This is a genomic window from Streptomyces sp. NPDC029836 (genome assembly GCF_055574495.1).
The window spans coordinates 809686-835336 of record NZ_JBVHZI010000002.1; the positions used below are offsets into that span (position 1 = coordinate 809686).

At 72.6% G+C, this 25651-nt stretch carries 20 protein-coding genes; 10 read left to right on the forward strand and 10 right to left on the reverse strand.

What is annotated here, in order from left to right; translation table 11 throughout:
• The first annotated feature begins 92 nt into the window (after positions 1–92).
• Entirely contained in the window at positions 93–2648 is a 2556-nt protein-coding gene (gene pepN / locus ACZ4XJ_RS09445; protein ID WP_362876829.1) for an aminopeptidase N, read from the forward strand.
• A gap of 274 nt (positions 2649–2922) precedes the next feature.
• Positions 2923–3885 (forward strand): hypothetical protein, encoded by a 963-nt coding sequence (locus tag ACZ4XJ_RS09450; RefSeq protein WP_362876830.1) that lies wholly within the window; start codon positions 2923–2925, stop codon positions 3883–3885.
• Here the strand turns inward: ACZ4XJ_RS09450 and ACZ4XJ_RS09455 are convergent.
• Both ACZ4XJ_RS09455 and ACZ4XJ_RS09460 read right to left on the reverse strand, forming a co-directional pair.
• Positions 3861–4769, reverse strand: a complete 909-nt coding sequence (locus ACZ4XJ_RS09455) for a pyridoxamine 5'-phosphate oxidase family protein (protein WP_362876831.1) — start codon at positions 4767–4769, stop codon at positions 3861–3863. The two genes, ACZ4XJ_RS09450 and ACZ4XJ_RS09455, sit on opposite strands and share 25 nt — an antisense overlap.
• 47 nt (positions 4770–4816) lie before the next feature.
• Positions 4817–5287, reverse strand: a complete 471-nt coding sequence (locus tag ACZ4XJ_RS09460) for a VOC family protein (protein WP_362876832.1) — start codon at positions 5285–5287, stop codon at positions 4817–4819.
• Positions 5288–5418: 131 nt separating this feature from the next.
• On the opposite strand from ACZ4XJ_RS09460, the gene ACZ4XJ_RS09465 reads away from it, so the two are divergent.
• The 3 genes from ACZ4XJ_RS09465 (at position 5419) to ACZ4XJ_RS09475 (ending at position 10975) form a co-directional block, all read left to right on the forward strand.
• Positions 5419–5985, forward strand: coding sequence for a CGNR zinc finger domain-containing protein (locus ACZ4XJ_RS09465; RefSeq protein WP_468495774.1), 567 nt, complete (start codon positions 5419–5421; stop codon positions 5983–5985).
• Between the two features lie 274 nt (positions 5986–6259).
• Complete coding sequence (locus ACZ4XJ_RS09470) at positions 6260–9604, forward strand: S8 family serine peptidase (protein ID WP_468495775.1); 3345 nt, start codon at positions 6260–6262, stop codon at positions 9602–9604.
• Between the two features lie 339 nt (positions 9605–9943).
• Entirely contained in the window at positions 9944–10975 is a 1032-nt protein-coding gene (locus tag ACZ4XJ_RS09475) for an aspartate-semialdehyde dehydrogenase (RefSeq protein WP_362876835.1), read from the forward strand.
• A gap of 58 nt (positions 10976–11033) precedes the next feature.
• Here the strand turns inward: ACZ4XJ_RS09475 and ACZ4XJ_RS09480 are convergent, their stop codons facing one another.
• Complete coding sequence (locus ACZ4XJ_RS09480) at positions 11034–11543, reverse strand: DUF1203 domain-containing protein (RefSeq protein WP_468495776.1); 510 nt, start codon at positions 11541–11543, stop codon at positions 11034–11036.
• Between the two features lie 139 nt (positions 11544–11682).
• On the opposite strand from ACZ4XJ_RS09480, the gene pepN (ACZ4XJ_RS09485) reads away from it, so the two are divergent.
• Positions 11683–14274, forward strand: coding sequence for an aminopeptidase N (pepN, locus tag ACZ4XJ_RS09485; protein ID WP_362876837.1), 2592 nt, complete (start codon positions 11683–11685; stop codon positions 14272–14274).
• 34 nt (positions 14275–14308) lie between these two features.
• Here pepN (ACZ4XJ_RS09485) and ACZ4XJ_RS09490 read toward each other — a convergent pair whose 3' ends face one another.
• The 3 genes from ACZ4XJ_RS09490 to ACZ4XJ_RS09500 are packed head-to-tail and all read right to left on the reverse strand — an operon-like array spanning position 14309 to position 17257.
• A complete protein-coding gene (locus ACZ4XJ_RS09490) occupies positions 14309–15247 on the reverse strand; it encodes a LysR family transcriptional regulator (protein WP_468495777.1) in 939 nt (312 codons plus the stop codon).
• Positions 15248–15257: 10 nt separating this feature from the next.
• Positions 15258–16271 carry a DMT family transporter gene (locus ACZ4XJ_RS09495; RefSeq protein ID WP_468495778.1) on the reverse strand — a complete coding sequence of 338 codons (1014 nt, stop codon included), beginning with the start codon at positions 16269–16271 and terminating at the stop codon, positions 15258–15260.
• A 44-nt stretch (positions 16272–16315) separates the two neighbouring features.
• Positions 16316–17257 (reverse strand): EamA family transporter, encoded by a 942-nt coding sequence (locus ACZ4XJ_RS09500; RefSeq protein WP_468495779.1) that lies wholly within the window; start codon positions 17255–17257, stop codon positions 16316–16318.
• Between the two features lie 147 nt (positions 17258–17404).
• On the opposite strand from ACZ4XJ_RS09500, the gene ACZ4XJ_RS09505 reads away from it, so the two are divergent.
• Positions 17405–17902, forward strand: coding sequence for a MarR family winged helix-turn-helix transcriptional regulator (locus ACZ4XJ_RS09505; protein WP_362876840.1), 498 nt, complete (start codon positions 17405–17407; stop codon positions 17900–17902).
• Between the two features lie 146 nt (positions 17903–18048).
• Here the strand turns inward: ACZ4XJ_RS09505 and ACZ4XJ_RS09510 are convergent, their stop codons facing one another.
• From ACZ4XJ_RS09510 to ACZ4XJ_RS09525, 4 genes are all read right to left on the reverse strand, one after another.
• Complete coding sequence (locus ACZ4XJ_RS09510; RefSeq protein WP_362876841.1) at positions 18049–18282, reverse strand: hypothetical protein; 234 nt, start codon at positions 18280–18282, stop codon at positions 18049–18051.
• A 20-nt stretch (positions 18283–18302) separates the two neighbouring features.
• Positions 18303–20342 (reverse strand): 4-alpha-glucanotransferase, encoded by a 2040-nt coding sequence (locus ACZ4XJ_RS09515; protein WP_468495780.1) that lies wholly within the window; start codon positions 20340–20342, stop codon positions 18303–18305.
• Between the two features lie 11 nt (positions 20343–20353).
• Positions 20354–20680, reverse strand: coding sequence for a hypothetical protein (locus ACZ4XJ_RS09520; protein WP_468495781.1), 327 nt, complete (start codon positions 20678–20680; stop codon positions 20354–20356).
• A gap of 291 nt (positions 20681–20971) precedes the next feature.
• A complete protein-coding gene (locus tag ACZ4XJ_RS09525; protein WP_362876844.1) occupies positions 20972–21508 on the reverse strand; it encodes an HNH endonuclease in 537 nt (178 codons plus the stop codon).
• Between the two features lie 261 nt (positions 21509–21769).
• On the opposite strand from ACZ4XJ_RS09525, the gene ACZ4XJ_RS09530 reads away from it, so the two are divergent.
• The 3 genes from ACZ4XJ_RS09530 to ACZ4XJ_RS09540 all read left to right on the forward strand — a co-directional run bounded on the left by ACZ4XJ_RS09530 (position 21770) and on the right by ACZ4XJ_RS09540 (position 25647).
• Positions 21770–22840, forward strand: a complete 1071-nt coding sequence (locus ACZ4XJ_RS09530) for a mechanosensitive ion channel family protein (RefSeq protein ID WP_468495782.1) — start codon at positions 21770–21772, stop codon at positions 22838–22840.
• Between the two features lie 152 nt (positions 22841–22992).
• On the forward strand, positions 22993–24210 hold the full coding sequence (locus ACZ4XJ_RS09535; protein ID WP_468495783.1) for an ROK family transcriptional regulator: 1218 nt from the start codon (positions 22993–22995) through the stop codon (positions 24208–24210).
• Positions 24211–24312: 102 nt separating this feature from the next.
• The gene (locus ACZ4XJ_RS09540; protein ID WP_468495784.1) at positions 24313–25647 is read left to right on the forward strand and encodes an ABC transporter substrate-binding protein; all 1335 of its coding nucleotides are present in this window, start codon (positions 24313–24315) and stop codon (positions 25645–25647) included.
• The last annotated feature ends 4 nt before the right edge of the window (positions 25648–25651 follow it).

Sequence of the window (25651 nt, forward strand, 5' to 3'; positions counted from 1 at the left end):
CACCATCCCCTGCGCCAACCAGGCCGGGACCGGCCGCATTCCCCGTGGGAGGATTCGAACCGAAGAACGCGATCACGCACGAAGGAGTGCACGTGCCCGGAGAGAATCTGTCCCGTGACGAGGCCCGCGAGCGGGCCGAGCTGCTGTCCGTCGACGGGTACGAGGTGGTCCTCGACCTGAGGTCCGCGGTGGACGAGACCGAGCCGGCCGACGGCCCCCGGACCTTCCGTTCGGTGACGACCGTCCGCTTCCGCGCCGCGACCCCCGGCGCCTCCTCGTTCGCGGACCTGATCGCCCCTTCGGTGAACGCGGTCACCCTCAACGGCAAGCCGCTGGACGGTGCCGCCGTCTTCGACGGGACCCGGATCGCCCTGGACGGGCTGGCCGCCGAGAACGTCCTCGTGGTGGACGCGAACTGCGCCTACAGCCGCACCGGCGAGGGCATGCACCGGTTCGTGGACCCGCAGGACGGCGAGGTCTACCTCTACACCCAGTACGAGCCGGCGGACGCCCGCCGGGTGTACGCGAACTTCGAGCAGCCCGACCTGAAGGCCCCGTACCGCTTCGAGGTGACCGCGCCCGAGGGCTGGCAGGTGTGGAGCAACGGCGTCGAGGAGTCCCGCGAGGGGCTGACCCGGCGCTTCGCCGAGACCGCGCCGATCTCCACGTACATCACCTGCGTGGTGGCCGGCCCGTACCACTACGTCACGGACACCTACACCCGCGGGGACCTGACGATCCCGCTGGGCGCGATGTGCCGCAAGGGGCTGGCCGAGCACTTCGACGCGGACGACGTCTTCCTCGTCACCAAGCAGGGCTTCGACCTGTTCCACGAGCTCTTCGACTACCCGTACCCCTTCGGCAAGTACGACCAGGCGTTCGTGCCCGAGTACAACCTGGGCGCGATGGAGAACCCGGGGATGGTGACCTTCCGCGAGGAGTACATCTTCCGCGGGAAGGTCACGCAGGCCTCGTACGAGCGGCGCGCGAACGTCATCCTGCACGAGATGGCGCACATGTGGTTCGGCGACCTGGTCACCATGAAGTGGTGGGACGACCTGTGGCTGAAGGAGTCCTTCGCGGACTTCATGGGCTCCTTCGGGCTCGTCGAGGCCACCCGCTTCGACCAGGCGTGGGTCACCTTCGCCAACAGCCGCAAGGCGTGGGCCTACCGGGCCGACCAGTTGCCGTCCACGCACCCGATCACGGCCGACATCCGTGACCTGGAGGACGCCAAGCTGAACTTCGACGGCATCACCTACGCCAAGGGCGCGGCCGTCCTCAAGCAGCTGGTCGCGTACGTGGGCCGGGAGGCGTTCCTGGAGGGCGCGCGGCGCTACTTCGCGGCGCACGCCTACGGGAACACCACGCTGGACGACCTGCTGTCGGTGCTCGGCGAGGTCTCCGGCCGGGACATGGCCGAGTGGTCGCGCGCCTGGCTCCAGACGGCCGGCGTGAACGCGCTGACGCCGGCGCTGACCTGCGACGCGGGCGGTCGCGTCACGGAGCTGGCGGTGCTCCAGGAGGGCGACGAGCTCCGCCCGCACCGGGTCGCTGTGGGCCTGTACCGGCTGGAGACCGACGGCACCCTGGTCCGCTACGCGCGGGCCGAGGCGGACGTCGCGGGCACCCGTACGGTGGTCGCCGAGCTGGCCGGGTCCGAGCGGCCCGACCTGGTCCTGGTGAACGACGAGGACCTGACCTACTGCAAGATCCGCTTCGACGAGGCGTCCCTGGCCACGCTCCGCTCTCACCTGGGCGGTCTGACGGACCCGCTCGCCCGGGCCCTGTGCTGGTCGGCGCTGTGGAACCTGACCCGCGACGCCCTGATGCCGGCCCGGGACTTCCTCGCGCTGCTGCTCGCGCACGCGGGCCGGGAGACCGACGTGGGCGTCCTGCAGATGCTGCACGTCCAGGCCTTGGGCGCGGTCAGCCGGTACACGACGCCGGAGCTGCGCGAACAGCGCGGCCGGGAACTGGCGGCCGGCGCGCTGCGCGAACTGCGGCTGGCCGAACCGGGCTCGGAGCACCAGCTGACCTGGGCGCGGTTCTTCGCGTCGAGCGCCGCCACCGAGGGCGACCACCAGCTGCTGCTCGGCCTGCTGGACGGGAGCGCGCGGATCGACGGGTTGGAGGTCGACCAGGAGCTGCGCTGGGACTTCCTGCTGCCGCTGACGGCGCACGGCTCGGTGGACGAGGCCGTCCTGGCCGCCGAACTGGTCCGCGACGACACGGCGTCGGGCAAGCAGCACCAGGTGCGCTGCCTGGCGGCGCGGCCGTCGGCGGCGGTCAAGGACCAGGCGTGGGCGGCGACCGTCGAATCGGACGCCCTGTCGAACGCGCTGGTGGAGGCGACGATCTCGGGAATGCAGCAGGCCTCCCAGCGGGACCTGCTGGCGGCCTACGCGGACCGCTACTTCGAGGTGCTCGAACGGGTGTGGGCGGACCGTTCGATCCAGATCGGGATCCACGTGGTGCGGGGCCTGTACCCCTCGCTCCAGGACTCGCCGGCCACGGTCGCGGCGACCGACGCCTGGCTGACGGCCCACCCGGACGCGGCGCCGGCGCTGCGGCGGCTGGTGCTGGAGTCCCGCGACGACCTGGCCCGGGCCCTGCGCGCCCAGGCCTGCGACGCGGCGGCCGGCTGACGGCAGGCGGTAGGCGGCCACCGGTGGGCGGGGGCGGGGGCGGACTCGGGTCCGTCCCCGCCCCCGCCCGCTGTCCGCCGTCCGCTCGCCTGGGGCCCGTTTCCCGCCCGCTTCCCCGCCGACCACGGCATCAGTATGGTCATACGACGGATATCGACCGGCGGGGTCCCTTTCGGCAGTCGAACGCCCGTACTTTAGCCCTGGCTTGTCCCGATTTGCCGACGAGCGTGTAACAGGCGTTAGCAAGGCCATGGCCTGAGGGAATCACCGCGTCATGAACCAGAACGCACCCCTCCCCCTCGCCCACCTCACCACCGGCCGCCCGCGCGTGCTGACCCTCGCCCAGCTCCGCGAGCACGGCGTCAGCGCCTCCGACGCGGCGGGGCGACCCTGGCAGCAGGTGCTGCCCGGGGTGTTCCTGCTCCACGCCGGTCCCGCGACGAGCGAGGAGCGGCTGCACGCGGCCCTGCTGTACGCCGGCCGCCGGGGCGGCGCCGAGGTCATGATCACCGGACTGGCGGCCCTCGCGCTGTACCGGTTCACCTCCACCCCCGCCCTGCTGGGGCTCTCCCACATCGACGTCCTCGTGACCAACACCCGCCGGCTGCGGTCCACCGGTGACGTGCGGATCATCCGTACGCACACCCCGCCGCGCTCCGTGGAGGTCACCGGGCTGCCGGTGGCTCCGGTGGCCCGGGCCGTGGCCGACGCCGTCGCGCAGCTGTCCGACGCCACGACCGTACGCCGCCTGTTGAGCGAGGCCGTCCGCGCCGGACACTGCGAACCGGCGGCCGTCGTGCGCGAGCTGACGGTGGCCCAGCTGCTGAACCGGCCGCACGTGGTGGACGCCGTGGAAGCGCTGCTGGCCGAGGGCCGGGCCGTCGCGGAGGACCGGCTGTACCAGCTCGTACGGGGCTACGAGCTGCCGGAGCCCGTCTGGAACGTGGACCTGCGCCTCCCCGGCGGCCCGCACCTGGGCGGGGTCGACGCGTACTGGCCGGAGCAGGCGGTCGCCATCGAGATCGACACCCGCGCCCCGCGCCAACACGAGGACGAGGACTGGTCGGAGGGCGTCCGCAAGCGCGAGGCGTTGGAGCGCCTCGGGGTGACCGTGCTGCACCTGACCCCGCGCAAGCTGCGGGACTGGCCCGAGCAGCAGGCCGCCGTCGTCCGCACCGCCCTGACGGCCGCCGATGACCGCGAGCCCGCGGCCTACCTGGTGGTGCTCCCGCGGTGAGCCGCCGGCCGCGCGAGCGGCGGATTGGCCGGGGAGTACTCCGGGGCGCTCCAGCGCAGCCGTCCCGGGTGCACGCCCTCCACCACCGACTCCACCGTGAACCGCACGGCCCGCGCCCCGTCCGGCCCGAAGCCGGTCCGGGCCCGCCCGCTCAGCTGGAGCACGCCGCCGCCCTCCCAGTCGGGCAGCAGCAGCCCGGCCCGTCCGTCGGCCGCCAGGTTCCCCAGGGTGAGGAACATGGCGTTGCCCGGATAGTCCGGCCAGCTCAGCTCGGTCGCCGAGAGCACGTCCACGAAGCCCGGGAACCCGCCCCGGTGGCTGGCGTCGGCCCCGTCCGGCGACGCGGTGGCCACGAAGAAGGTGTCGGCGGCGCGGACCGTCGCCCGCTGGTCGGGAGTGAGCGCCGTACCGCGCCGGACGATCCCGGCCCCCTCCGCCACCAGCTCCAGCGGTCGGCGCTTCTGCAGGTACTTCGGGCAGTTCGCGAAGACCCGGTCCGCCTCGACCGCGAAGCCGCCGGGCACCGGCGTGACCGTGCCGCCCAGTCGCATCCGGCGCCTGGTCCGGGGGTCGAGGGCGATGGTGCCGACCGGGGTGCCGGCCGCGGCCAACGCCCCCTCCAGCGGATCGCCCTGCGGCAGCCCCCCGGTCACCACGATCCGGGCCCGCCCGGTGGCTCGTACGAAACCCGGCGCGCCGGTGAGCAGCGAGGCCCACATCCGGCCGTCGGTGTCGGCGGCTCCGACGACGAGGTGCGGCTGCTCGGCGAGGAAGGCCGCGGCCACGTCCCTGATCTCCGTGCCGATCGAGCGGCCGACGTGATCGGCCAGGTCGCGCACGCCGACCCGTTCCTGCACGGCCAGCGAGCCCCAGTGGTACGTCATGACGGTGCTCCTCTTCCTGCGCGCTGTTGCCCCGGAACCGGGGTGGCCTAGAAGAACCCGCAGGTGGGAGCGGATTCCGTGGGGGCGGGCGCCCCTTCCGCGCCCGTGGGTACGGAGATCTCCAGGCGGGTGCCGTCGGGGTCGTGGAAGAAGATCCCGCCGGAGGCCGCGCCCTCGGCGTGGGCGACGACGCCCTCGTGGGCGAAGGTGACGCCCAGCCCGCGCAGCCGCTCCTCGTACGCCCGGACCTCCTCGATGCCGGCGGCGGTGAACGCCAGGTGGTGCAGTCCGGCGGTGGTCGGCAGGTAGCCGTCCTCGGCCTGCTGCCAGAGCGTGAGGACCAGTTCGCCGTCCCGACCGAGGAAGGCGAAGCGGCGGCCCTCCTCCTTGCCCTCGCCGAGCGGGGCGAAGTCCAGCGCGTCGCGGTAGAAGGCCAGCGAGCGGTCGAGGTCGGTGACGTTCAGGCCGATGTGGCCGGTGCGGAGCGTGCCGAGGGCGGCGGCGGAGGCGGTGGTCATGGTGGGTCCCTTCCCGGAGGAATGCCGGATTTGCCGAGGTGCTCTAACCTTCTAGTGTGATATTAACGGTTAGGACGCCGAGGGTCAACCGGTCACGTAGTCTTGAGCGGTTAGCGACGCGAGGAGGCGGCATGACGGCACAGGTGACGGACCGGCGTCCGCTGACCGGGGAACCGGTCGCCCTCGACCTGCTGAACACGCGCTGGGTCGTCGACGGCGAACCCTTCGACCTCTTCGCCGGGGCCTTCGGGCTGACCCGCGTCGAAGGCCTCGCGCTCTGGCTGGAGAGCGTCGGCCTCGCCGACCGGTTCCGGGCCGACGCCGCGTCGCTCGTCCACCTGCTGACCGCGCGCGAGTCGCTGGCCCGCGCCGTCGCGGACCCGGCCGACGAGGGGGCGCGCGCACTGGTCGACGCCGTCCTGGAACACGGCCGGATCCGGGCCACCCTGACGTCCGAAGGGCCGGGCGAGCGGGCCGAGTTCGCCGATCCCGCCTGGGGTCCCGCCTGGATCGCCGCCCGGAACTACCTGGACCTGTTGGTCGCCGGACCGGACCGGATCCGCAAGTGCGCCGCCGAGTCCTGCGTCCTGCACTTCCACGACATCTCGCGCAACGGCACCCGGCGCTGGTGCTCGATGGCGGCCTGCGGGAACCGCGCGAAGGCCTCGCGTCATTACGCGCGCACGCGCGTGCGCTGAGCGATCGGAATCTGTCACACCCGACGCGAGACGGAAGCCCGCTCCGGCCATGCCGCGAGCCGGAAAAGTCTACAAATCCACTCGCAGACACCTATGAATTGCCCTGACCTGCCCGACCTTGCGCCCTCTGGCGGATGCTGCGCGGTGGCGAGAGTCCGCCATGTCAGGTCTCGGTCAATGACAACACTCCCCAAACAGCAGTCACTTCGGCAAAGCTGACCGGTCATCCGGCACCGAAATCCGGACCGTATCTTTCACTTAGCCAGGGATGCTGATGACCCTCGACTCCCCCAGCTCCACCAACGGGGCCATACCGGGCACCCGGCGCGTAGCCCGCGTCGCCGCGGCCGCGGGCCTGGTGGCCGCCCTCTGCGCCACCGGCGCCATGCCCGCCTTCGCGGTGGGCACCGCCGCCGGCCCCGTGCCGGGTCCGGCCACCGCGCCGGTCAAGTCCGCCGACCAGAAGCTCGGTTCGGCCGACGCCGAACTGCTCCAGGAGGCCACGGCCAAGGGTGACGCCACCGTCACGGTCATGGTCGCGACGGCCCCCGGCCGGACCAAGCAGGTCGCCGACCAGCTGGGCGCCGTCCAGGGCGCCTCGGTGGGCCGGACGTACGACAAGCTCGGTTACGTCCGCGCCACCCTGCCGACCGGCAAGGCCGACGCGGCGCTGAAGGCCGCCGGCAAGCTGGACTCCGTCCACGGCATCGACCTGCGGCACGAGATCCAGCGTCCGGACCCCCGTCCGGACGCCGACCGGGAGACCGGCACGGTCAAGAAGACATCGGCCGAGACGTACGCGGCGCCGGACAAGAACACCCCGGCGAAGAACCCGTACAACCCCTCGTTCGAGACCGGGTCGGTGGACTTCGTCAAGAACAACCCGCAGGCCGACGGCCGCGGCGTGACCATCGGCATCATGGACTCGGGCGTCGACGTCGGTCACCCGGCCCTGCAGAAGACCACCACCGGCGAGCGCAAGATCGTCGACTGGGTGACGGCGACCGACCCGATCACGGACAACGACGGGACCTGGCGCGCCCAGATCACCCCGGTCACGGCCGCGGGCGGCACCTTCAGCGCGGGCGGGCAGAGCTGGAAGGCCCCGGAGGGCAACTTCCAGTGGAGCCGTTTCAGCGAGTCGATCACCGCCACCGGTGACATGAAGGGCGACGTCAACCGGGACGGGGACACCACCGACCGGTTCGGCCTGCTCTACGACGTCGCCGCCGGCACCGTCCGCGTCGACACCGACCAGGACGGCGACTTCACCAACAACGAGCCGATGAAGCCGTACAAGGACGGCAGCCAGATCGGCTGGTTCGGGACGGACAACCCGGCGACCGAGGTCGCCGAGCGCATCCCGTTCGTGATCGAGATCCGCAAGGACGTCCCGATGGACCCGCTGGGCGGTGACTGGGTCGGCAAGAAGGCCGACTTCGTCAACGTCGGCATCATCGAGTCCGAGCACGGCACGCACGTCGCGGGCATCACCGCCGCCAACGGCCTCTTCGGCGGCCAGATGAACGGCCAGGCCCCCGGCGCCAAGCTCGTCTCCTCGCGCGCCTGCTCCTGGTCCGGCGGCTGCACCAACGTCGCGCTGACCGAGGGCATGATCGACCTCGTCGTCAACCGCGGCGTCGACATCGTCAACATGTCGATCGGTGGCCTGCCGGCGCTCAACGACGGCAACAACGCCCGTTCCGAGCTCTACAAGAACCTCATCGACACCTACGGGGTCCAGCTCGTCATCTCGGCGGGCAACGAGGGTCCCGGCGTCAACACCATCGGTGACCCCGGACTGGCCGACAAGGTCATCTCCGTGGGTGCCGCGGTCTCCAAGGAGACCTGGGCCGCCAACTACGGCTCCGGCGTGAGCAAGCAGTACAACATGTTCCCGTTCTCCTCCCGCGGTCCGCGTGAGGACGGCGGCTTCACGCCGACCATCACCGCCCCCGGCTCGGCCATCAACACCATCCAGACCTGGCTGCCCGGCGCGCCCGTGAAGGAGGCCGGCTACAACCTCCCGGCCGGTTACGGCATGCTCCAGGGCACCTCGATGTCCTCGCCGCAGGCGGCGGGCGCCGGCGCCCTGCTGATCTCGGCCGCGAAGCAGAACAACATCGCGCTGAAGCCGGCGAACCTGCGGGTCGCGCTGACCAGCACCGCCAAGAAGATCGCCGACGTCCCGGCGCACGCCCAGGGCGCGGGCCTGCTCGACGTGAACGCCGCGTGGGAGTCAATCCAGCGCGACGCGAAGGCCGAGGAGTTCACGGTCAAGGCCCCGGTCGACACCGCGATCGACCAGTTCCTGAAGACCCCCGGCTTCGGCACCGGCGTCTACGACCGCGAGGGCGGTCTGAAGGTCGGCCAGAAGAAGGTCTACAACGTCGTCGTCACGCGCACCACCGGCGTGAAGTACGGCACCCGGCACAACCTCAGCTGGCGCAACGACGACGGTAGCTTCAAGGTCATCGGCGGCTACGACTACGTCACGCTGCCGCTGAACAAGCCCGTCACCATCAAGGTCGAGGCCAACGTCAAGTCGGCCGGCGTCCACAGCGGCATCCTGCAGCTCGACGACCCGACCACCGAGGGCATCGACAAGCAGGTCCTGGCGACGGTCGTCGCGGCCGCCCCTCTGGCCAAGCCGACCTTCACCCTGTCGGACACCTCGTCCGTGCAGCGCAACAGCCACAAGTCGTACTTCGTGACGGTCCCCCCGGGCACCAAGACCCTTGAGGTCGCCCTGGGCGGTCTGAAGCCCGACAGCCAGACCCGCTTCATCTCGATCCACCCGTACGGTCTGGGCGTCGAGGACAGCGCGACCACCCAGTGCTACCCGAACTACGACAACCCGGCGAACACCTGCCGCCCCGACCTGCGCTCGTACGCCGAGCCGACCCCGGGCGTCTGGGAGATCGAGGTCGAGTCGCGTCGTACGTCGCCGCTGCTCGACAACCCGTACAAGCTGGACGTGTCCGTCCTCGGCGCGGCCTTCGACCCGGCGGTCAAGGTCCTTCCCGAGGTCAAGCAGGGCACCCCGGCGCCGGTCCAGTGGACCGTGAAGAACGAGGCCGCAGCGATCGCCGGCGGCAAGCTCCTGGGTGGTCCGCTCGGTTCCGCGAAGGTCGCCAAGCCGACCATCGCCGCCGGTGAGACCCAGACCACCGAGGTCACCATCGGCGAGGGCGTCTCCCGCCTCGACGTCGCCATCGGCAAGACGTCCGACACGGGCGCCGACCTGGACCTGGAGGTCTACAAGGACGGCGTCAAGGTCGGCACGGCCGCCGACGGCGACTCCGAGGAGGCCGTGAGCCTGGTCAAGCCGGCCGCGGGCACCTACAGCGTCAAGGTGATCGGCTACGCGATCCCGGCCGGCACCACCACGTACGACTACCGCGACGTGTTCTTCTCGGCCGGTCTGGGCTCCGTCCAGGTCGACGAGGCCGCCACGGTGACCCTCGCCTCCGGCGCCTCGGCGCAGGTCTCGGCGAACGTCCTGGTCAACAGCGCGGCCCCTGAGGGCCGTCAGTTCTTCGGCCAGGTCCAGCTGCTCAACGCCCGCGGCACCGCCGCCGGCACCGGCAGCGTCCAGATCGACAAGGTCCTCCCGTAACCCGGTAGGACCCGCACGAACCGGAGGGGCGGCGCTCACCACGAGCACCGCTCCTCCGGGCTTTCCGGAGCCCGGGCGGAAGGCGGGGGCGGACCCGGTGGGCGCGGGAGCCGCGGGTGCCGGCGATCACGTCGTGGGTGGTCTTCCTCACGTGCCCGGACCGGGTCCGGGCGCCCGCCCCCTCACCGGGCCCGGCGACACGCCCGTCCCGCGCGCGTCGCGGGGGTCCGCGTCCGGGACGCCGTCCGTCCCTCGGACAATGGATTGGACAAGGCTCGTGGGGTCGAACGCATGATGGCTCCACGCGCGCCCGCGTCGTACCAACGCAGAGGAGTCACCGTGAGGGTCGGAATCGTCGGAGCCACCGGACAGGTCGGCGCAGTGATGCGCGCAATCCTCGCCGAGCGGAAGTTCCCGCTGGACGAGCTGCGGCTGTTCGCCTCGGCCCGCTCGGCCGGCTCGACCCTGGAGTGGGAGGGCCGGGAGATCACCGTCGAGGACGCCTCCACGGCCGACTACTCCGGTCTGGACATCGTGCTCTTCTCCGCGGGCGGCGCCACCTCCAAGGCCCTCGCCGAGAAGGTCGCGGGCCAGGGCGCCGTGGTGATCGACAACTCGTCCGCGTGGCGCAAGGACCCCGAGGTCCCGCTCGTGGTCTCCGAGGTCAACCCGCACGCGATCAAGAACCGCCCCAAGGGCATCATCGCGAACCCGAACTGCACCACCATGGCCGCGATGCCGGTGCTGCGCCCCCTCCACGAGGAGGCCGGCCTGACCGCGCTGATCGCCACCACCTACCAGGCCGTCTCCGGCTCGGGCGTGGCCGGTGTCGCCGAGCTCGACGGCCAGGTCAAGGCCGTGGTCGAGGGCGCGGCCGCCCTGGTCCACGACGGCGGGGCCGTCGACTTCCCGGAGCCGGGCGTCTACAAGCGTCCGATCGCCTTCAACGTGCTCCCCCTGGCGGGCTCGATCGTCGACGACGGCTCCTTCGAGACCGACGAGGAGCAGAAGCTCCGCAACGAGTCCCGCAAGATCCTGGAGATCCCGGAGCTCAAGGTCTCCGGCACCTGCGTGCGCGTTCCCGTCTTCTCGGGCCACTCGCTCCAGGTCAACGTCCGCTTCGAGCGCCCGCTCGGCGTCGAGCGCGCCTACGAGCTGCTCAAGGACGCCCCGGGCGTCGAGCTGTCCGAGATCCCGACGCCGCTCCAGGCCGCCGGCAAGGACGCCTCGTACGTGGGCCGCATCCGCGTGGACGAGACCGTCGACAACGGCCTCGCGCTGTTCCTGTCGAACGACAACCTGCGCAAGGGCGCGGCGCTGAACGCGGTGCAGATCGCCGAGCTCGTCGCCGAGGAGCTCCGCCAGGGCTGACCCGGTCCTCCGGGCGCGTGAGGGGCGGGTGCCGTACGGCGCCCGCCCCTCCCCCGTTTCACGGCCGCCGCACCTCGTAGAGGAAGCAGCCGTACTCCACCGCCCGGACGTGCACGAGGGCGACCTCCGGGTCGGTGAAGGCCTCGGCGAGCGCCCGCCCGACGACCGCGTCGGGCTCCTCGCCGAGTTCCAGCGCGCGGCCGCCGAGGATCCGGCCGGCCGCGTCGTAGCGCCGGGCGACGCGCAGCGCGCCCGGGGTCCCGAAGGGCAGGCCGTCTCCCCCGGCCGGGCCGGCGCAGGGTTCGGCGTGCACGAACACGGGCCCCTGCTCGTCGTACGCCCCCGGATCGGCGCCGACGCCGGCCGCCCAGCGGCGCAGCGGCGCGTAGCAGACCAGGGCGATGCGCTCGCCGGCCCGGCTGCGGCGCAGGCAGCAGCGCAGCGGGGCGCCGCCCTCCGGGTCCGCGTACGGGAGGCAGGGCCGGCCCGCGTCGTCGCGCAGGCGCAGTTCGGCGAGGGCGGCGGGGTCGACGGCGCGGGCGGTGAGGGGTGCGGTGGAGGAGGTCATGGCGGCGATCGTGGCGCTGCCGGCCGGCCGGCGCCGGCGGGAATCGGACCTCGCGTTCGCCCGCGGGATACTCCGGCGCGGTCGCCCGGACCTCGTGGAAGGATGGCGGGGCTACGTCACCATCAAAGGAGATGACCGCGTGCCTGGCACGAATCTCACCCGTGAAGAGGCTCAGCAGCGCGCGGCGCTGCTCACCGTCGACTCGTACGAGGTCGAACTCGACCTCAGCGGTGCGCAGGAGGGCGGTACCTACCCGTCCGTCACCACCGTGCGCTTCCGGTCGGCCGAGGCCGGCGCCGAGACCTTCATCGACCTCGTCGCGCCCGCCGTGCACGAGGTCGTCCTGAACGGCAAGTCGCTGGACGTGGCCGCCGTCTTCCGGGATTCCCGGATCGCGCTGCACCACCTCGCCGCCGGGGACAACGAGCTGCGCGTCGTCGCCGACTGCGCCTACACCAACACCGGGGAGGGCCTGCACCGCTTCGTCGACCCGGTCGACCAGCAGGCCTACCTGTACACCCAGTTCGAGGTGCCGGACGCGCGGCGCGTGTTCGCCAGCTTCGAGCAGCCCGATCTGAAGGCCACGTTCCAGTTCACCGTGACGGCCCCCGAGGGCTGGACGGTCATCTCGAACTCCCCGACGCCGGACGCCGCCGACGTCAAGGACCGGGTGTGGGCCTTCGAGCCGACCCCGCGGATCTCCTCGTACATCACCGCGCTGATCGTGGGCCCGTACCACGCGGTGCACAGCTCGTACGAGGGCAAGGACGGCCAGTCCGTGCCGCTCGGCATCTACTGCCGTCCCTCGCTCGCCGAGTTCCTCGACGCGGACGAGATCTTCGACGTGACCCGGCAGGGCTTCGACTGGTTCCAGGAGAAGTTCGCCTACGACTACCCGTTCGCGAAGTACGACCAGCTCTTCGTGCCGGAGTTCAACGCGGGCGCCATGGAGAACGCGGGCGCGGTCACCATCCGCGACCAGTACGTCTTCCGCTCGAAGGTGACGGACGCGGCGTACGAGGTGCGCGCGGAGACGATCCTGCACGAGCTCGCCCACATGTGGTTCGGCGACCTCGTCACCATGGAGTGGTGGAACGACCTGTGGCTGAACGAGTCGTTCGCCACCTACACCTCGATCGCCTGCCAGGCGGACGCCGAGGGCTCGAAGTGGCCGCACGCGTGGACCACGTTCGCCAACTCCATGAAGACGTGGGCGTACCGGCAGGACCAGCTGCCGTCGACGCACCCGATCATGGCGGACATCCGTGACCTGGACGACGTCCTGGTCAACTTCGACGGCATCACGTACGCCAAGGGCGCCTCGGTGCTCAAGCAGCTCGTCGCGTACGTCGGCAAGGACGCCTTCTTCCAGGGCGTGCAGGCCTACTTCAAGGCGCACGCCTTCGGCAACACCCGGCTGTCGGACCTGCTGGGCGCCCTGGAGGAGACCTCGGGCCGCGACCTGACGGCCTGGTCGACGGCGTGGCTGGAGACGGCCGGCATCAACGTCCTGCGTCCGGAGGTCGAGACGGACGCGCAGGGCGTCATCACCGCCTTCGCGATCCGCCAGGAGGCCCCGGCGCTCCCCGCGGGCGCGAAGGGCGAGCCGGTGCTGCGTCCGCACCGCATCGCGGTCGGCCTGTACGACCTGAGCGACGGCGCGCTCGTGCGCACGGACCGGATCGAGCTGGACATCGACGGCGCCCTCACGGCGGTGCCGGAGCTGGTGGGCCGGGCCCGTCCGGCGGTCGTGCTGCTCAACGACGACGACCTGTCGTACGCGAAGGTCCGCCTGGACGAGGTGTCCCTCGCCAACGTGACCGCCTACCTGGGCGACTTCACGGAGTCGCTGCCGCGCGCCCTGTGCTGGGCCTCCGCCTGGGACATGACCCGCGACGGCGAACTCGCGGCCCGCGACTACGTCGCGCTGGTGCTGTCGGGCATCGGCAAGGAGTCGGACATCGGCGTCGTGCAGTCGCTGCACCGCCAGGTGAAGCTGGCCGTCGAGCTGTACGCCGACCCGGCCTGGCGCGAGCAGGGCCTCGCCATCTGGACGGAGGCCACGCTGGAGCACCTGCGCGGCGCCGAGCCGGGCGGCGATCACCAGCTGGCCTGGGCCCGCGCCTTCGCGGCGACGGCCCGCACCGAGGGGCAGCTGACCTACCTGGCGGCGCTGCTGGACGGTGCGGCCGAGCTCGAAGGCCTGGTCGTGGACACCGAGCTGCGCTGGGCGTTCCTGGAGCGCCTGGTGGCGACCGGCGTCGTCGGGGAGGCGGCGATCGACGCCGAGCTGACCCGGGACGCGACGGCCGCGGGCGAGCGCCACGCGGCGACCGCGCGGGCCGCGCGCCCGACGGCGGAGGCCAAGGCCGCCGCGTGGGCCTCGGTGGTGGAGTCCGGCGACCTGCCGAACGCGGTGCAGGAGGCCGTGATCGGCGGCTTCGTCCAGACCGACCAGCGCGAGCTGCTCGCCCCGTACACGGCGAAGTACTTCGCCGCGGTCAAGGAGGTCTGGGACACCCGCAGCCACGAGATCGCCCAGCAGATCGCGGTGGGCCTGTACCCGTCGCTCCAGGTCTCGCAGGAGACCCTGGACGCCACGGACGCCTGGCTGGCGTCGGCCGAGCCGAACGCGGGCCTGCGCCGGCTGGTGTCGGAGTCCCGGTCGGGCGTCGAGCGCGCCCTGAAGGCCCAGGAGGCCGACGCGGCGGCCGCCGCCGCCGCCGTCTGATCCGGTCCCCGACCGGCCCCGGCCCCCGCCCCGGTCATGGGGCGGGGGCCGGGTCGCGTCCGGCCCCGGTGCGGCGGAGCGTGGCCGCGGTCTCCCGGAGGGCCGCCAGGACGCGGGACACCGCGGGCGCCGATTCGGAGCCCCGGCGCAGTGCGGCGATGACGTGCCGGGCGGGCCGGTCGTGGGCCAGGACTCGTACGGTGGCCCCCGCGGCCCGGCCGGTGACCATGCGCGGGACGAGCGCCACGCCCATGCCGGCCTCCACCATGGCCAGGATCGCGGTCCAGCCGGAGGCCGAGTGGGCCTGCTCGGGGACGAACCCGGCGGCCTCACAGGCGTTGCGGGTGATCTCCGACCAGGGGCCGCTGCCCCCGTAGATCCAGCGCTCCCCGGACAGGTCGGCCAGGCGCAGCGCGGACGCCGCCGTCAGCGGGTGGCCGGGCGGCAGGGCCACGTCGAGGGGGTCCTCCAACAGCGTGATCCGGCTGAAGCGGGGGTCGCGGGCGCCGGGCGCGTGCGCGGCCAGCGACAGGGCGAGGTCCACGGCCCCGGCGGTCAGCAGCTCGTACGACTCGGCGGCCTCGGTCTCGCGGACCCGTACCTCCACGCCCGGATGGGTGCGCCGCAGGGCGGCGACGGCGGGGACGACCAGGACGGGCACGGCGGTGGAGAAGGCTCCGATCCGTACCTCGCCGGCCTCCCCGGACAGGTACCCGGCGAGTTCGGCGTCGGCGCGTTCCAGTTGCGCGAAGACGGCCTCGGTGTGCCGCAGGACCAAGTGGGCGGCGTCGGTGAGCCGGACCCGCCGGCCCTGGGCCTCCAGCAGCGGGACCCCGAGCTGCCGGGCCAGGTTGGTCAACTGCTGCGAGACGGCCGACGGCGTCATGTGCAGCCCCTCGGCCGTCGCGGTCACGGTGCCCCGGTCGGCCAGGGTCCGCAGAATCCGCAGCTTCTTGATGTCCCACTCGGTCATGGGACCGAACCTACCGGCGGGCACCCAGTCCCACGCCGCCCAGGATCAGCGCCATGCACAGCAGTTGCGCGGGGCCGGTGTGTTCCCCGAGGAGCAGGAAGCCGAGTCCGGCGACGCACACGGGCTGGAGGTAGTAGACGACGCCCGCCCGGGCCGCGCCGATCACCGAGACGGCCTTGTTCCAGGCGAAGAAGGCGACGGCGGAGGAGAGGACGCCGACGTACAGCAGTTGCCCGGCCGAGCCGGGGGTGACCTCGAAGCCGCCCTGGACGGCGAGGGAGACGGCGTAGGCGGGGGCCAGCATCAGCGCGCCGAGGACGAAGGTGGCGAACAGGAAGGCGAGTTGGCCGATCTCGGCGGGCTTGCGCTTGAGCAGGGCGCTGTAGGTGGCGAAGGACAGGGCGGCGCCGAACATCCACAGGTCACCGGCGCCGAAGTCGAAGCCGATCGAGCCGTCGCCGACGAGGAGCAGGACGCCGAACGCGGCGAGCAGCAGGCCGAAGGTGCGTCGGGCACCGAGCCGTTCGCCGCCGAGGCGGGAGTAGAGGGCCATGATGACGGGCGAGGCCGCCATGATCATGCCCATGTTGGAGGCGGAGGTGGTCAGTCCGGCCTGGTGGACGAGGGTGTTGTAGAGGGTGACGCCGAAGAGGGTGGCGAGGCTGACGTAGCCGAGGTGCCGGCGCAGCAGGGCCCGCTGTCGCCAGGCCTGCCGGGCGGCGAACGGGGCGACCGCGACGGCGGCGATGATCCAGCGCCAGAAGACGGCCTGGACGGGCGGGACGGTGTCGGCCATGCCCCGGGTGGCGACGAAGCTGCCGGACCAGACGACCGTCGCGACCAGGGCGAGGAGCAGGCCGATGCCGGCGGCGCCCTTGCCCGCCGGGGCGCCGGGGCGCTGCGGCGCCTGCTCGGCCTGCTCGGCGGCGTGCTCGCCTGCCTGCTCGGTCTGCTGCGGCGCCTGCGGCGTCCGCTCCGCCGGTTGCGCCTGTCGGCCGGTGCGGACCTGGTCCGTGACGGTCACGTGTGGTCTCCCCCTCGGGGTTCTGGGTCGGTTGGATCGTGGACCTACCGTCGCACCTCCGCATTGCCCAGGTCCATCGAAACATTTCGATCGATGTCTTCAGAAGAACTGAACGTTTCCTTCGGAGCCCGGGGCCTGCGCCCCGGCAACTGCCCGATGACGGTGGCACCGAAGGCGATGGCCATGCCGGCCAGCTGTACGGGCGAGAGGCCTTGGCCGAGCGCGGCCCAGCCGATGACGGCGGCGGTGAGCGGGGACAGCGGGCCGAGCAGGGTGACGGAGGTGGCGCTGAGCCGGCCGATGCCGCGGAACCACAGCCAGTAGGCGATGCCCGTGTTGATCAGCATCATGTAGCCGTAGCCGAGGAAGGCCTTGCCGTCGAGGGCGGGCGGCGCCCCCTCGATCAGGGCGGCGATCGGGATGATGACCAACCCGCCGGCGGTGAGCTGCCAACCGGTCATGGCCAGCGGGCCCACGCCCTCGGGCCGCCCCCAGCGCTTGGTCATCACGGTGCCGGCGCCCATGGAGGCGGAGGAGACCACGCCGGCGATGACGCCGATCAGGTCGAGCTCGGCCTCGGCGGTCAGCACCACCATGCTCACGCCGAACGCGGCGGCGACGGCGGCGAGGACGGTCCGCGGCCGGGCCCGCTCGCCGAGCAGCAGGGCGGCGAGTCCGACGACGAACAGCGGGCCGGCGGAACCCAGTACGGCGGCGACACCGCCGGGCAGCCGGTAGGCGGAGAGGAAGAGCAGCGGGAAGAAGGCGCCGATGTTGAGCGTGCCGAGGACGGCGGACTTCCACCACCACTCGCCCTTGGGCAGGGTCCGGGAGAGGGCGATGAGGAGCAGCCCGGCGGGCAGGGCCCGCATGGCCCCGGTGAACAGGGGCCGGTCGGGGGGCAGGAGTTCGCTGGCGACGAAGTACGTCGATCCCCAGGAGATGGGGGCCAGAGCGGTCAGGAGCGTGGTGGTCAGGTGGTTCACGGGGACTCCTCGTACGGGTGAGGAAACATGGGCACCTTCATCACGACGCCTCCCCCAAGTAGGTCACTTGAAAGTAGCTTAGCACTAAGCCACTTTCCGTCAAGCAACTTTCTTGCGAACGAGGAAGCGGAACCGGATACTGCGGATATGACCGAGGCCAACAAGGACGCCGTCGACGCCATCGCCGCCCAGTGGTACGCGGTACGCCCCGACCTGGACACGGCCCCCATGGCCGTCTTCGGGCGGATGTACCGGATCACCAAGGCCATGGGCGACGCGATGGAACGGACCTACAACCGCTACGGGATCTCCCGCGGGGAGTTCGACGTCGTCGCCACGCTGCGCCGCTCCGGCGCCCCGTACACGCTCTCGCCGCGCCAGCTGTCGGCCACGCTGATGCTCACGACGGGCGGAATGACCGGACGCCTGGACAAGCTGGAGAAGGCCGGGCTGCTCGGCCGCAGCCCCGATCCGCACGACCGGCGGGGGCTCCAGGTCACGATCAGCGACCGCGGACTGGCCCTGATCGACGAGGCCGTCACCGCCGGCCTGGAGGTCCAGCGCGCCGCCCTGGCCGGACTCGACGGCGAAGAGGTCGAGCAGCTGATCGGCCTGCTGCGCAAGCTCATGGCCGACGTGCCGTAGCCCGCCGCCACAGGCGCTCACCGGGCCGCGGCGCCCACCCCGGCACGGCCCGGGACATGCCGGGGCGCCGGAGGTCGCGCCACGGCCGTCCTACGACGGCCGTACGGACCTCCGGCGCCCCGGAAGCATGAGACCTGCCCGGTCGGTCAGGCCTGGGTCTTGCGCGACTTGTCGCCGACCATCACCAGACCCGCGATGACCAGGAACAGCACGATCGGCGCGGCCACGAACAGGCCGAGCGTCTCGGCGATGCTCAGCTTGGGGCCCGGGTCGTCACCGTCGTCGGGGGTCAGCGCGAGGGCGGGAGACGTCATCAGCAGCATCATCAGCGTCGTTCCGGCCGTGACGGCGCCGGCGCGCAGAGCGTTCTTCTTGTCCACGGTGCAAACGTAGCGAACACCTAGAGCGGCCGCGCGCCCGGGGGTGCCGTACGGGTCCCCGCCCCCTCCCGCACCGCGCTCAACAGGGCGTTCGCCCGGGGCGAGGCCGTCAGCTCCTCCAGCGTCAGCGGCCGGCCCGAGGCGTCGGCGACCGGCAGCCTCCAGTTGGGGTACTGGTCCCAGGTGCCCGGCAGGTTCTGCGGCCGCCGGTCCCCCACCGCGTCCGGCAGCCAGACGCCCACCAGCCGGGCGGGCGTGCGCAGCAGGAAGGCGTACAGGGAGCGGACGGCCGCCTCCTCGTGCCCGCTCGTCAGGCCGAGCCGCTCCAGCACCTCCAGCCAACGGGCGGTGTCGGCGGCGTCCTCGGCCTTCTCCACCTCCAGCGGACGGGTCAGCAGGCCCAGCCGGTCCCGCAGTTCGACGTGCTCCCCGGCCAGCTTCGCGGCGGTGGGCGGCAGGTCGTGGGTCGTGACGGTGGCCAGGCAGTCGGCCCGCCACTCCTCGGGCTCCAGCGGCTCCCCGTCGCCCTCCCAGTCCCGTTCGAACCACAGCACCGAGGTGCCGAGGATCCCGCGCCGGGCCAACGCCCGGCGCACCCGGGGCTCCACCGTCCCGAGGTCCTCGCCGACCACCAGGGTGCCCGCCCGGTGCGCCTCCAGCACCAGGACGGCCAGCATCGCCTCGCCGTCGTAGGAGACGTACGTGCCCTCCGCCGGCGGGGCCCCCTGCGGGATCCACCACAGCCGGAACAGGCCCATGACGTGATCGATGCGGACGGCTCCCGCGTACCGGAACAGCCCGCGCAGCAGGGCCCGGAAGGGGGCGTACCCGGTGGCCTCCAGGGCGTCGGGCCGCCACGGCGGCAACCCCCAGTCCTGGCCCCGCGCGTTGAAGGCGTCCGGCGGGGCGCCGACGCTGATGTGCCGGGCGTGGAAGGGGCCCGTACCGGCGTCCGAACCCTCGGGGTGCACGCCGACGGCCAGGTCGTGCACGATGCCGACCGTCATCCCGGCCTCCCGCGCGGCCCGCTGGGCGGCGGTCAGCTGGGTGTCCGTCAGCCAGACCAGCCAGCGGTGGAAGTCGCCCCGCTCCTCGGGGTCCTCCCCGGCGGCGGCGGCGCACCACGCGGCGTGCACGTCGAGGTGGGGTCCCTGCTCCGCGCGGAACTCCCCGTAGCCCGCCTCCCGGGCGGGGCTGCGCGGGACGGTGTACAGCAGCTCCAGGGCGGCGCGCTTGAGGGCCCAGACGGCGTCCCGGTCGATCAGGGCCCCCTTCTCCAGCACCTCCCTGCGCAGCTCCGCGCCGCGACCGGCCAGCTCGGCGAGGGCGTCGCGGTCCGGGCAGTCGGCGTACTCGGGGACGTCCTCGATCCGCAGGTGCACCGGGTCGGGGAAGCGGCGCGAGGACGGCCGGTACGGGGACGGGTCGGTCGGGGTGCCCGGGACGGCCGCGTGCAACGGGTTGACCTGGATGAAATCGGCGCCGTGGGTGCGGGCGGCCCAGCGGGCGAGCTCCGTCAGGTCGCCGAGGTCGCCCATGCCCCAGGAGCGCTCCGAGAGCAGGGAGTACAGCTGGACGAGCAGTCCGTGGGCCCGGGCGGGCGCGGCCGGGGCCCGCTCCGGGGCGACGATCAGGGTGGCCGCGGCCGTGTGCCCGTCGGGCAGGTCGGCGGTGAGGCGGTGCACGCCGAGGGGCAGTTCCGCGGGCTGCCCGGAGGCGAGCCCGCGGGGCGGCTGCCCGCCACCGGCCTCCCAGACGAGGGGCTCGGGCCCCTCCTCCGGGTCGACCCGGATCCGGGCGCCGGCGGGCAGCGCGGTCAACTGCGCCGGGACGGGCTCGCCCTGCCAGAGCACCATCGTCGGGGGCAGCACCCGCCCGGCCCGCTCCCGTTCGTCCTCGTCGGCCATCGCCCGGACGTCCTGCGGGGTGTCCACGGGTACGCCGATCAGGCCGAGGACGGCCCTGACGGTGACCTCGGGCACGGGGACGGTCACGTCCTCGGCCGGCTGGTAGGAGGTGGCGACGCCGTGCAGGGCCGCGAGCCGGTCGAGGTCGTCCATCGGTGTCCTGTCTAGTAGCCCGCGACGATCGTGGCGGGGAGGTGGGGCTCGCTGGTCAGCGGGAGCCCCTCCATGAGCGGGGATTCGCTGGTCAGCGGCGCGCAGGCGGATCCCGTCGGCGGCTGCTCACCGACGAGGGGCCGGTCCTGCGGCCAGCTCGGGGCGGGCAGGTGGGCCAGCGGTGCCCGGGGTTCGGGAGCGGTCGGGTCGGCGGTGTCGGAGGCGGGCGGGCCCGCGGGTTCGGGAACGGCCGGGTCGGGCGCCGCGGGCCGGGCGGAGCGGGAGGCGGGGCGCGGAAGGGGGGCGGGGAGAACGTTGGACTTGGCACGGGCGTTCACGAGAGCACTCCTTTGCGCGGGATCGTCGGACCCACCCGTGCAACACACCGGCGGACACCGCAGCCATACCCAGTCGGCGGCCCCGCATTCCTGGCCGATCCAGGTCAGACCACCCCACGATCACCGCCGCCCCCGGCCGCGGGCGGCCGTACGCCCCCGGCCGCGGGCGACAGTGACCGGGGCGGCGGGGGCGCGGGCAGCGGGCATCCGGACGGCGACGGGTGGTGCTCGGGAGGGGGCGGCAGGAGAAGGGGAGCGGGTGGGGCGGCCGGTGGAGGCGGGCGGCCGGCCCTATGACGCCGCGGCTCCGATGCGTTCCAGCGCGTCGTCGGCGCCGTACGGCTGGAGGTAGGGCATCCACCGCGGGTCCCGGTGGCCCGTGCCGATGATCCGCCAGGCCAGCCCGGACGGCGGGGCGGGCTGGTGGCGCAGCCGCCAGCCCAGCTCCAGCAGGTGCCGGTCGGCCTTGACGTGGTTGCAGCGGCGGCAGGCGGCGACGACGTTGTCCCACCGGTGTTGGCCGCCCCGGCTGCGCGGGATGACGTGGTCGACGCTGGTGGCGACGGCCCCGCAGTACATGCAGCGACCGCCGTCGCGGGCGAAGAGCGCGCGCCGGGTGAGCGGAACGGGCCCCCGGTAGGGGACCCGCACGAAGCGCTTGAGCCGGACCACGCTGGGCGCGGGGACTGCTCTCGTCGCGCTGTGCAGAAAGGCGCCCGATTCTTCCAGGGAGATCGCTTTGTTCTCCAGGACGAGGACGAGCGCGCGTCGGAGCGGTACGACGCCGAGCGGCTCGTACGACGCGTTGAGGACCAGGACGTGCGGCACGGACTGCCTCCTTGTACGCCGGCGGCGCGTGGCTCGCGCCGGGACGATCTGCTTTCCAGTCTCCCCTTACGGCTGGTCGAAGCGCCACCACGCGCCCGTAACGGGTCCGAGGTGTTTTCGACCACACCGCCTTCCTCCCCGGGTGAGTCCCGTCTCTCCCTCGAACACGGCAACGAGGTAGGGCCCGAGCCCCGTTAGTGTGGTTGGTCTGCCCGCACATCCCGTTCCGCGGGCAGACCGCTATGCCTGGAGGTTCCTGCCGTGCCCTCGCCCGCCACCCTGCTCCCGTTGGCAGCGACCACCACCGACGATGCCGCCGAGAGCGTGACCAATGCCGCGAGCTTCATCGAGGAGAACTGGGCCACCTGGCTGAGCATCGGCCTGCGGATCCTGCTGATCGTGGTCATAGCCGCGGCGCTGCGATCGGTGGTCCGCAAGGCGCTGACCAAGCTCATCAGCCGGATGAACAGCAGCGCCGAGGCCGTGGAGGGCACGGCGCTCGGCGGGCTCCTCGTCAACGCGGAGCGGCGCCGGCAGCGGTCGGAGGCCATCGGGTCGGTGCTGCGTTCGGTGGCCTCGTTCCTGATCCTGGGCACGGCCGCGCTGATGGTGCTGGCCGCACTGAAGATCGACCTGGCCCCGCTGCTGGCGAGTGCCGGTGTGGCCGGTGTGGCCATCGGTTTCGGCGCGCGGAACCTGGTGACGGACTTCCTGTCCGGTGTGTTCATGATCATGGAGGACCAGTACGGCGTGGGCGACAAGATCGACGCCGGGGTGGCCTCCGGCGAGGTGATCGAGGTCGGCCTGCGCGTGACGAAGCTGCGCGGCGACAGCGGGGAGATCTGGTACGTCCGCAACGGCGAGATCAAGCGGATCGGCAACCTCAGCCAGGGCTGGGCGACCGCGACCGTGGACGTGCAGGTCAAGCCCTCGGAGAGCCTCACGCACATCCGCGAGGTGGTCCAGGAGGTCGCCGACTCGTTGGCGAAGGAGTCCCCGTGGGACGAGCGCCTGTGGGGTCCGGTGGAGGTGCTGGGGCTGGACGAGGTGCTGCTGGCGTCCATGACGGTGGCGGTCTCGGCGAAGACCATGCCGGGTCAGCAGTTCTCGGTGGAGCGCGAGCTGCGATGGCGCCTCAAGGAGGCCTTCGACGCGGCGGGCATCAAGATCATCGGTGGTCTGCCGCTCGCCGACGAGGCCGAGGAGGCCGTGGACCCGTCCGCCTCCGTCGCCGCGCCGTCCGCCCTGTCGAACCCGACCTCGCCGCAGTCCCTGGCGACCGCCCCGATCCCGCCGCCGTCGGGCTCCGGGTCGCCTCGGATCACCAAGTAGTCCCCTACTTCCCCGTACCTCCCTTACGTCCGGGCTCGCGCCCGTCCCGCTGCCCTGCCGGTCCGTTTCCGGCGGGGCAGCGGCATTGACACGGCTCGGAGCGCAATAGGAAACTTACCTAACAGTTCATCTCGTCGAGGAGAGACCGCGCCATGCCCGCCGCCACGCCCGGAACGCCCAGCCTGCTGCGCGCCATGAACGACCGCGCCGCCCTGGAGCTGCTGCTGACGCACGGCCCGCTGTCCCGGACCCGGATCGGGCAGCTGACCGGGCTGTCCAAGCCGACCGCCTCCCAGCTGCTGGCCCGGTTGGAGAGCGCCGGACTGGTCGTGGCCACCGGCACCGACGGCGGCCGGCCCGGGCCCAGCGCCCAGCTCTACGCCCTCAACGGCCCCGCCGCCCACGTCGGCGGGCTCGACGTCACCCCGGAACGGGTGCTCGCCGCGGTGGCCGACCTGACGGGCACGGTGCGGGGCAGCTTCGAACTTCCCTACACCGAGGGCGCCGACGCCGTCGAGCAGGTCACCCGGGCCCTCGACGGCGCCCTGCGCGCCGCCGGGATCGGGGCGGCCGACCTGCACCGGTTGGTCATCGCCACCCCGGGCGCCTTCGACCCGCAGACCGGCCGGCTGCGCTACGCCAGCCACCTGCCCGGCTGGCACTCCCCCACCCTGCTCGACGAGCTGGCGGCCGTGCTGCCGGTGCCCGTGGAGTACGAGAACGACGTCAACCTCGCCGCGGTCGCCGAACAACGGCTCGGCGCGGCCCGCGGGCACGAGGACTTCGTCCTGCTGTGGAACGAGGAGGGCCTCGGCGCCGCCCTGGTGTTCGGCGGCCGGCTGCACCGCGGCTGGACCGGCGGCGCGGGCGAGGTCGGCTTCCTGCCCGTCTCCGGGCACCCGCTGGTCCGCCAGGTGACCCGGGCCAACACCGGCGGCTACCAGGAGCTGGCCGGCGTGCAGGTGCTGCCCCGGCTCGCCGCCGAACTCGGCGTCGACACCCCGCCGCCGCCCGCGCCGGACGCCCCGCACGGGCCGCAGGTCGCCGTCGGCGTCGCCCTGCTGGAGCGGGCCGCCGCCGCGCCCGACGGGGCGAACCTGGACTTCCTGCGTGCGTACGCCACCGTCCTCGCGACCGGTCTGGCCTCGGTGGTCGCCGTGCTCGACCCGGAGATCGTGGTGCTGTCCGGGGCCGTGATCACCGCGGGCGGCGATCCCCTGCGCACGCTGCTGGAGACCGAGCTGGCGGAGCTGGCGCCCTCCCGGCCCCGGCTCGTGACCGGCGAGGTCCACGAGCGGCCCGTCCTGCGGGGCGCCCTGGAGAGCGCCCTGGCCGCCGCCCGCGAGGAAGTGTTCGACACCTCCCGCTAGAGCGCCCCGCCCCGCCACCGAACCCCGTCCCTCCCCCACGCCCCCGATCCCCTCCTCGGCACCCCGCACCGGAAGTTCCTCCCGCAGAGAGCGAGCCCCGTCATGCCCAGAACCGGACGCCTCACCACGGCCGCGGCCACCCTGGCCGCCATATCCGTACTCGCCACCGCCTGCGCCGGGCAGAGCGGCGCCGGCGCCGCCGACGATCCGAAGGCGGACGTCACCCTCACCTTCTGGCACGGCTGGTCCGCGCCCGCCGAGGTCAAGGCGATCGAGGAGAACATCGCCCGGTTCGAGAAGGCCCACCCGAACATCAAGGTGAAGACCACCGGCAACATGACCGACGACAAGGTCAACCAGGCCCTGCGGGCGGGCGGCGACAAGGCCCCCGACGTGGTCTCCTCCTTCACCACCGACAGCGTCGGGAAGTTCTGCAACTCGGGCGCCTTCGTCGACCTGAACCCCTTCCTCGCGAAGTCCGGGGTCGACAAGGCCGAGGTGTTCCCCAAGACCCTGCTGGAGTACACGCAGTTCAAGGGCAACCAGTGCACGCTGCCGCTGCTGAACGACGCCTACGGCCTCGTCTACAACAAGACCGCCTTCGCCGCCGCCGGCATCACCGAAGCACCGCGCACCTGGAGCGAGTTCACCGCGGTCGCGGAGAAACTGACCGAGCGGAGCGGCGACTCGTACGAACAGGTCGGCCTGATGCCCACCTTCCACGGCTACGAGACCACCCCCATGCGGCTGGCCGCCCAGTGGAGCCCCACGTACTTCGGTCCCGACGGGAAGTCCAACCTGGCCGCCGACCCGGCCTTCGCGAAGATGCTGACCGCCCAGAAGGACCTGGTGGCCAAGCTCGGCGGCTACCAGAAGCTGGAGAGGTTCCGCGCCGGCTTCGGTGACGAGTGGAGCGCCGAGCACCCCTTCCACCGCGGCCAGGTCGCCATGCAGATCGACGGGGAGTGGCGGGCCGCCATGGCGAAGGAGGCCGGGGTTCCGTTCGAAATCGGCACCGCCCCGCTGCCCGTACCGGACGACCAGGCCGCCGACTACGGCAAGGGCTACGTCTCCGGCACGATCATGGGCATCTCCGCGGCGAGCCGGAAGCAGAACGCCGCCTGGGAGCTGGTGCGGTACATGACGACCGACACCGCGGCGGTGGTCGCCTTCGCCAACGCCATCCACAACGTGCCGTCCACGCTCGCCGCCCTGGACTCCCCGGACCTGGAGGTGACCCCCGAGTTCAAGACGTTCATCGACATCGCCCGGCACCCGAAGTCGAACACCACCCCCGCCCAGGCGGACGGCGGCACCTACCAACTGACCTTCCAGGACTTCGCGTACGCGGTGGAGAAGGGCGACGTGCCCGACCTCGCCGCCGGACTGGCGAACACCGACCGGCAGATCGACACGGACATCGCGAAGGCCCAGTAGTCCG

Coding starts and splice junctions, on each gene's coding strand:
- ACZ4XJ_RS09480 (WP_468495776.1), bottom strand. CDS start 11,543: ATGACCTCCTCCACCGCACCCCTCACCGCCCGCGCCGTCGACCCCGCC.
- ACZ4XJ_RS09460 (WP_362876832.1), bottom strand. CDS start 5,287: ATGACCACCGCCTCCGCCGCCGCCCTCGGCACGCTCCGCACCGGCCAC.
- ACZ4XJ_RS09505 (WP_362876840.1), top strand. CDS start 17,405: ATGACCGAGGCCAACAAGGACGCCGTCGACGCCATCGCCGCCCAGTGG.
- ACZ4XJ_RS09470 (WP_468495775.1), top strand. CDS start 6,260: ATGACCCTCGACTCCCCCAGCTCCACCAACGGGGCCATACCGGGCACC.
- ACZ4XJ_RS09515 (WP_468495780.1), bottom strand. CDS start 20,342: ATGGACGACCTCGACCGGCTCGCGGCCCTGCACGGCGTCGCCACCTCC.
- ACZ4XJ_RS09490 (WP_468495777.1), bottom strand. CDS start 15,247: ATGACCGAGTGGGACATCAAGAAGCTGCGGATTCTGCGGACCCTGGCC.
- ACZ4XJ_RS09450 (WP_362876830.1), top strand. CDS start 2,923: ATGAACCAGAACGCACCCCTCCCCCTCGCCCACCTCACCACCGGCCGC.
- ACZ4XJ_RS09455 (WP_362876831.1), bottom strand. CDS start 4,769: ATGACGTACCACTGGGGCTCGCTGGCCGTGCAGGAACGGGTCGGCGTG.
- ACZ4XJ_RS09465 (WP_468495774.1), top strand. CDS start 5,419: ATGACGGCACAGGTGACGGACCGGCGTCCGCTGACCGGGGAACCGGTC.
- ACZ4XJ_RS09535 (WP_468495783.1), top strand. CDS start 22,993: ATGCCCGCCGCCACGCCCGGAACGCCCAGCCTGCTGCGCGCCATGAAC.
- ACZ4XJ_RS09540 (WP_468495784.1), top strand. CDS start 24,313: ATGCCCAGAACCGGACGCCTCACCACGGCCGCGGCCACCCTGGCCGCC.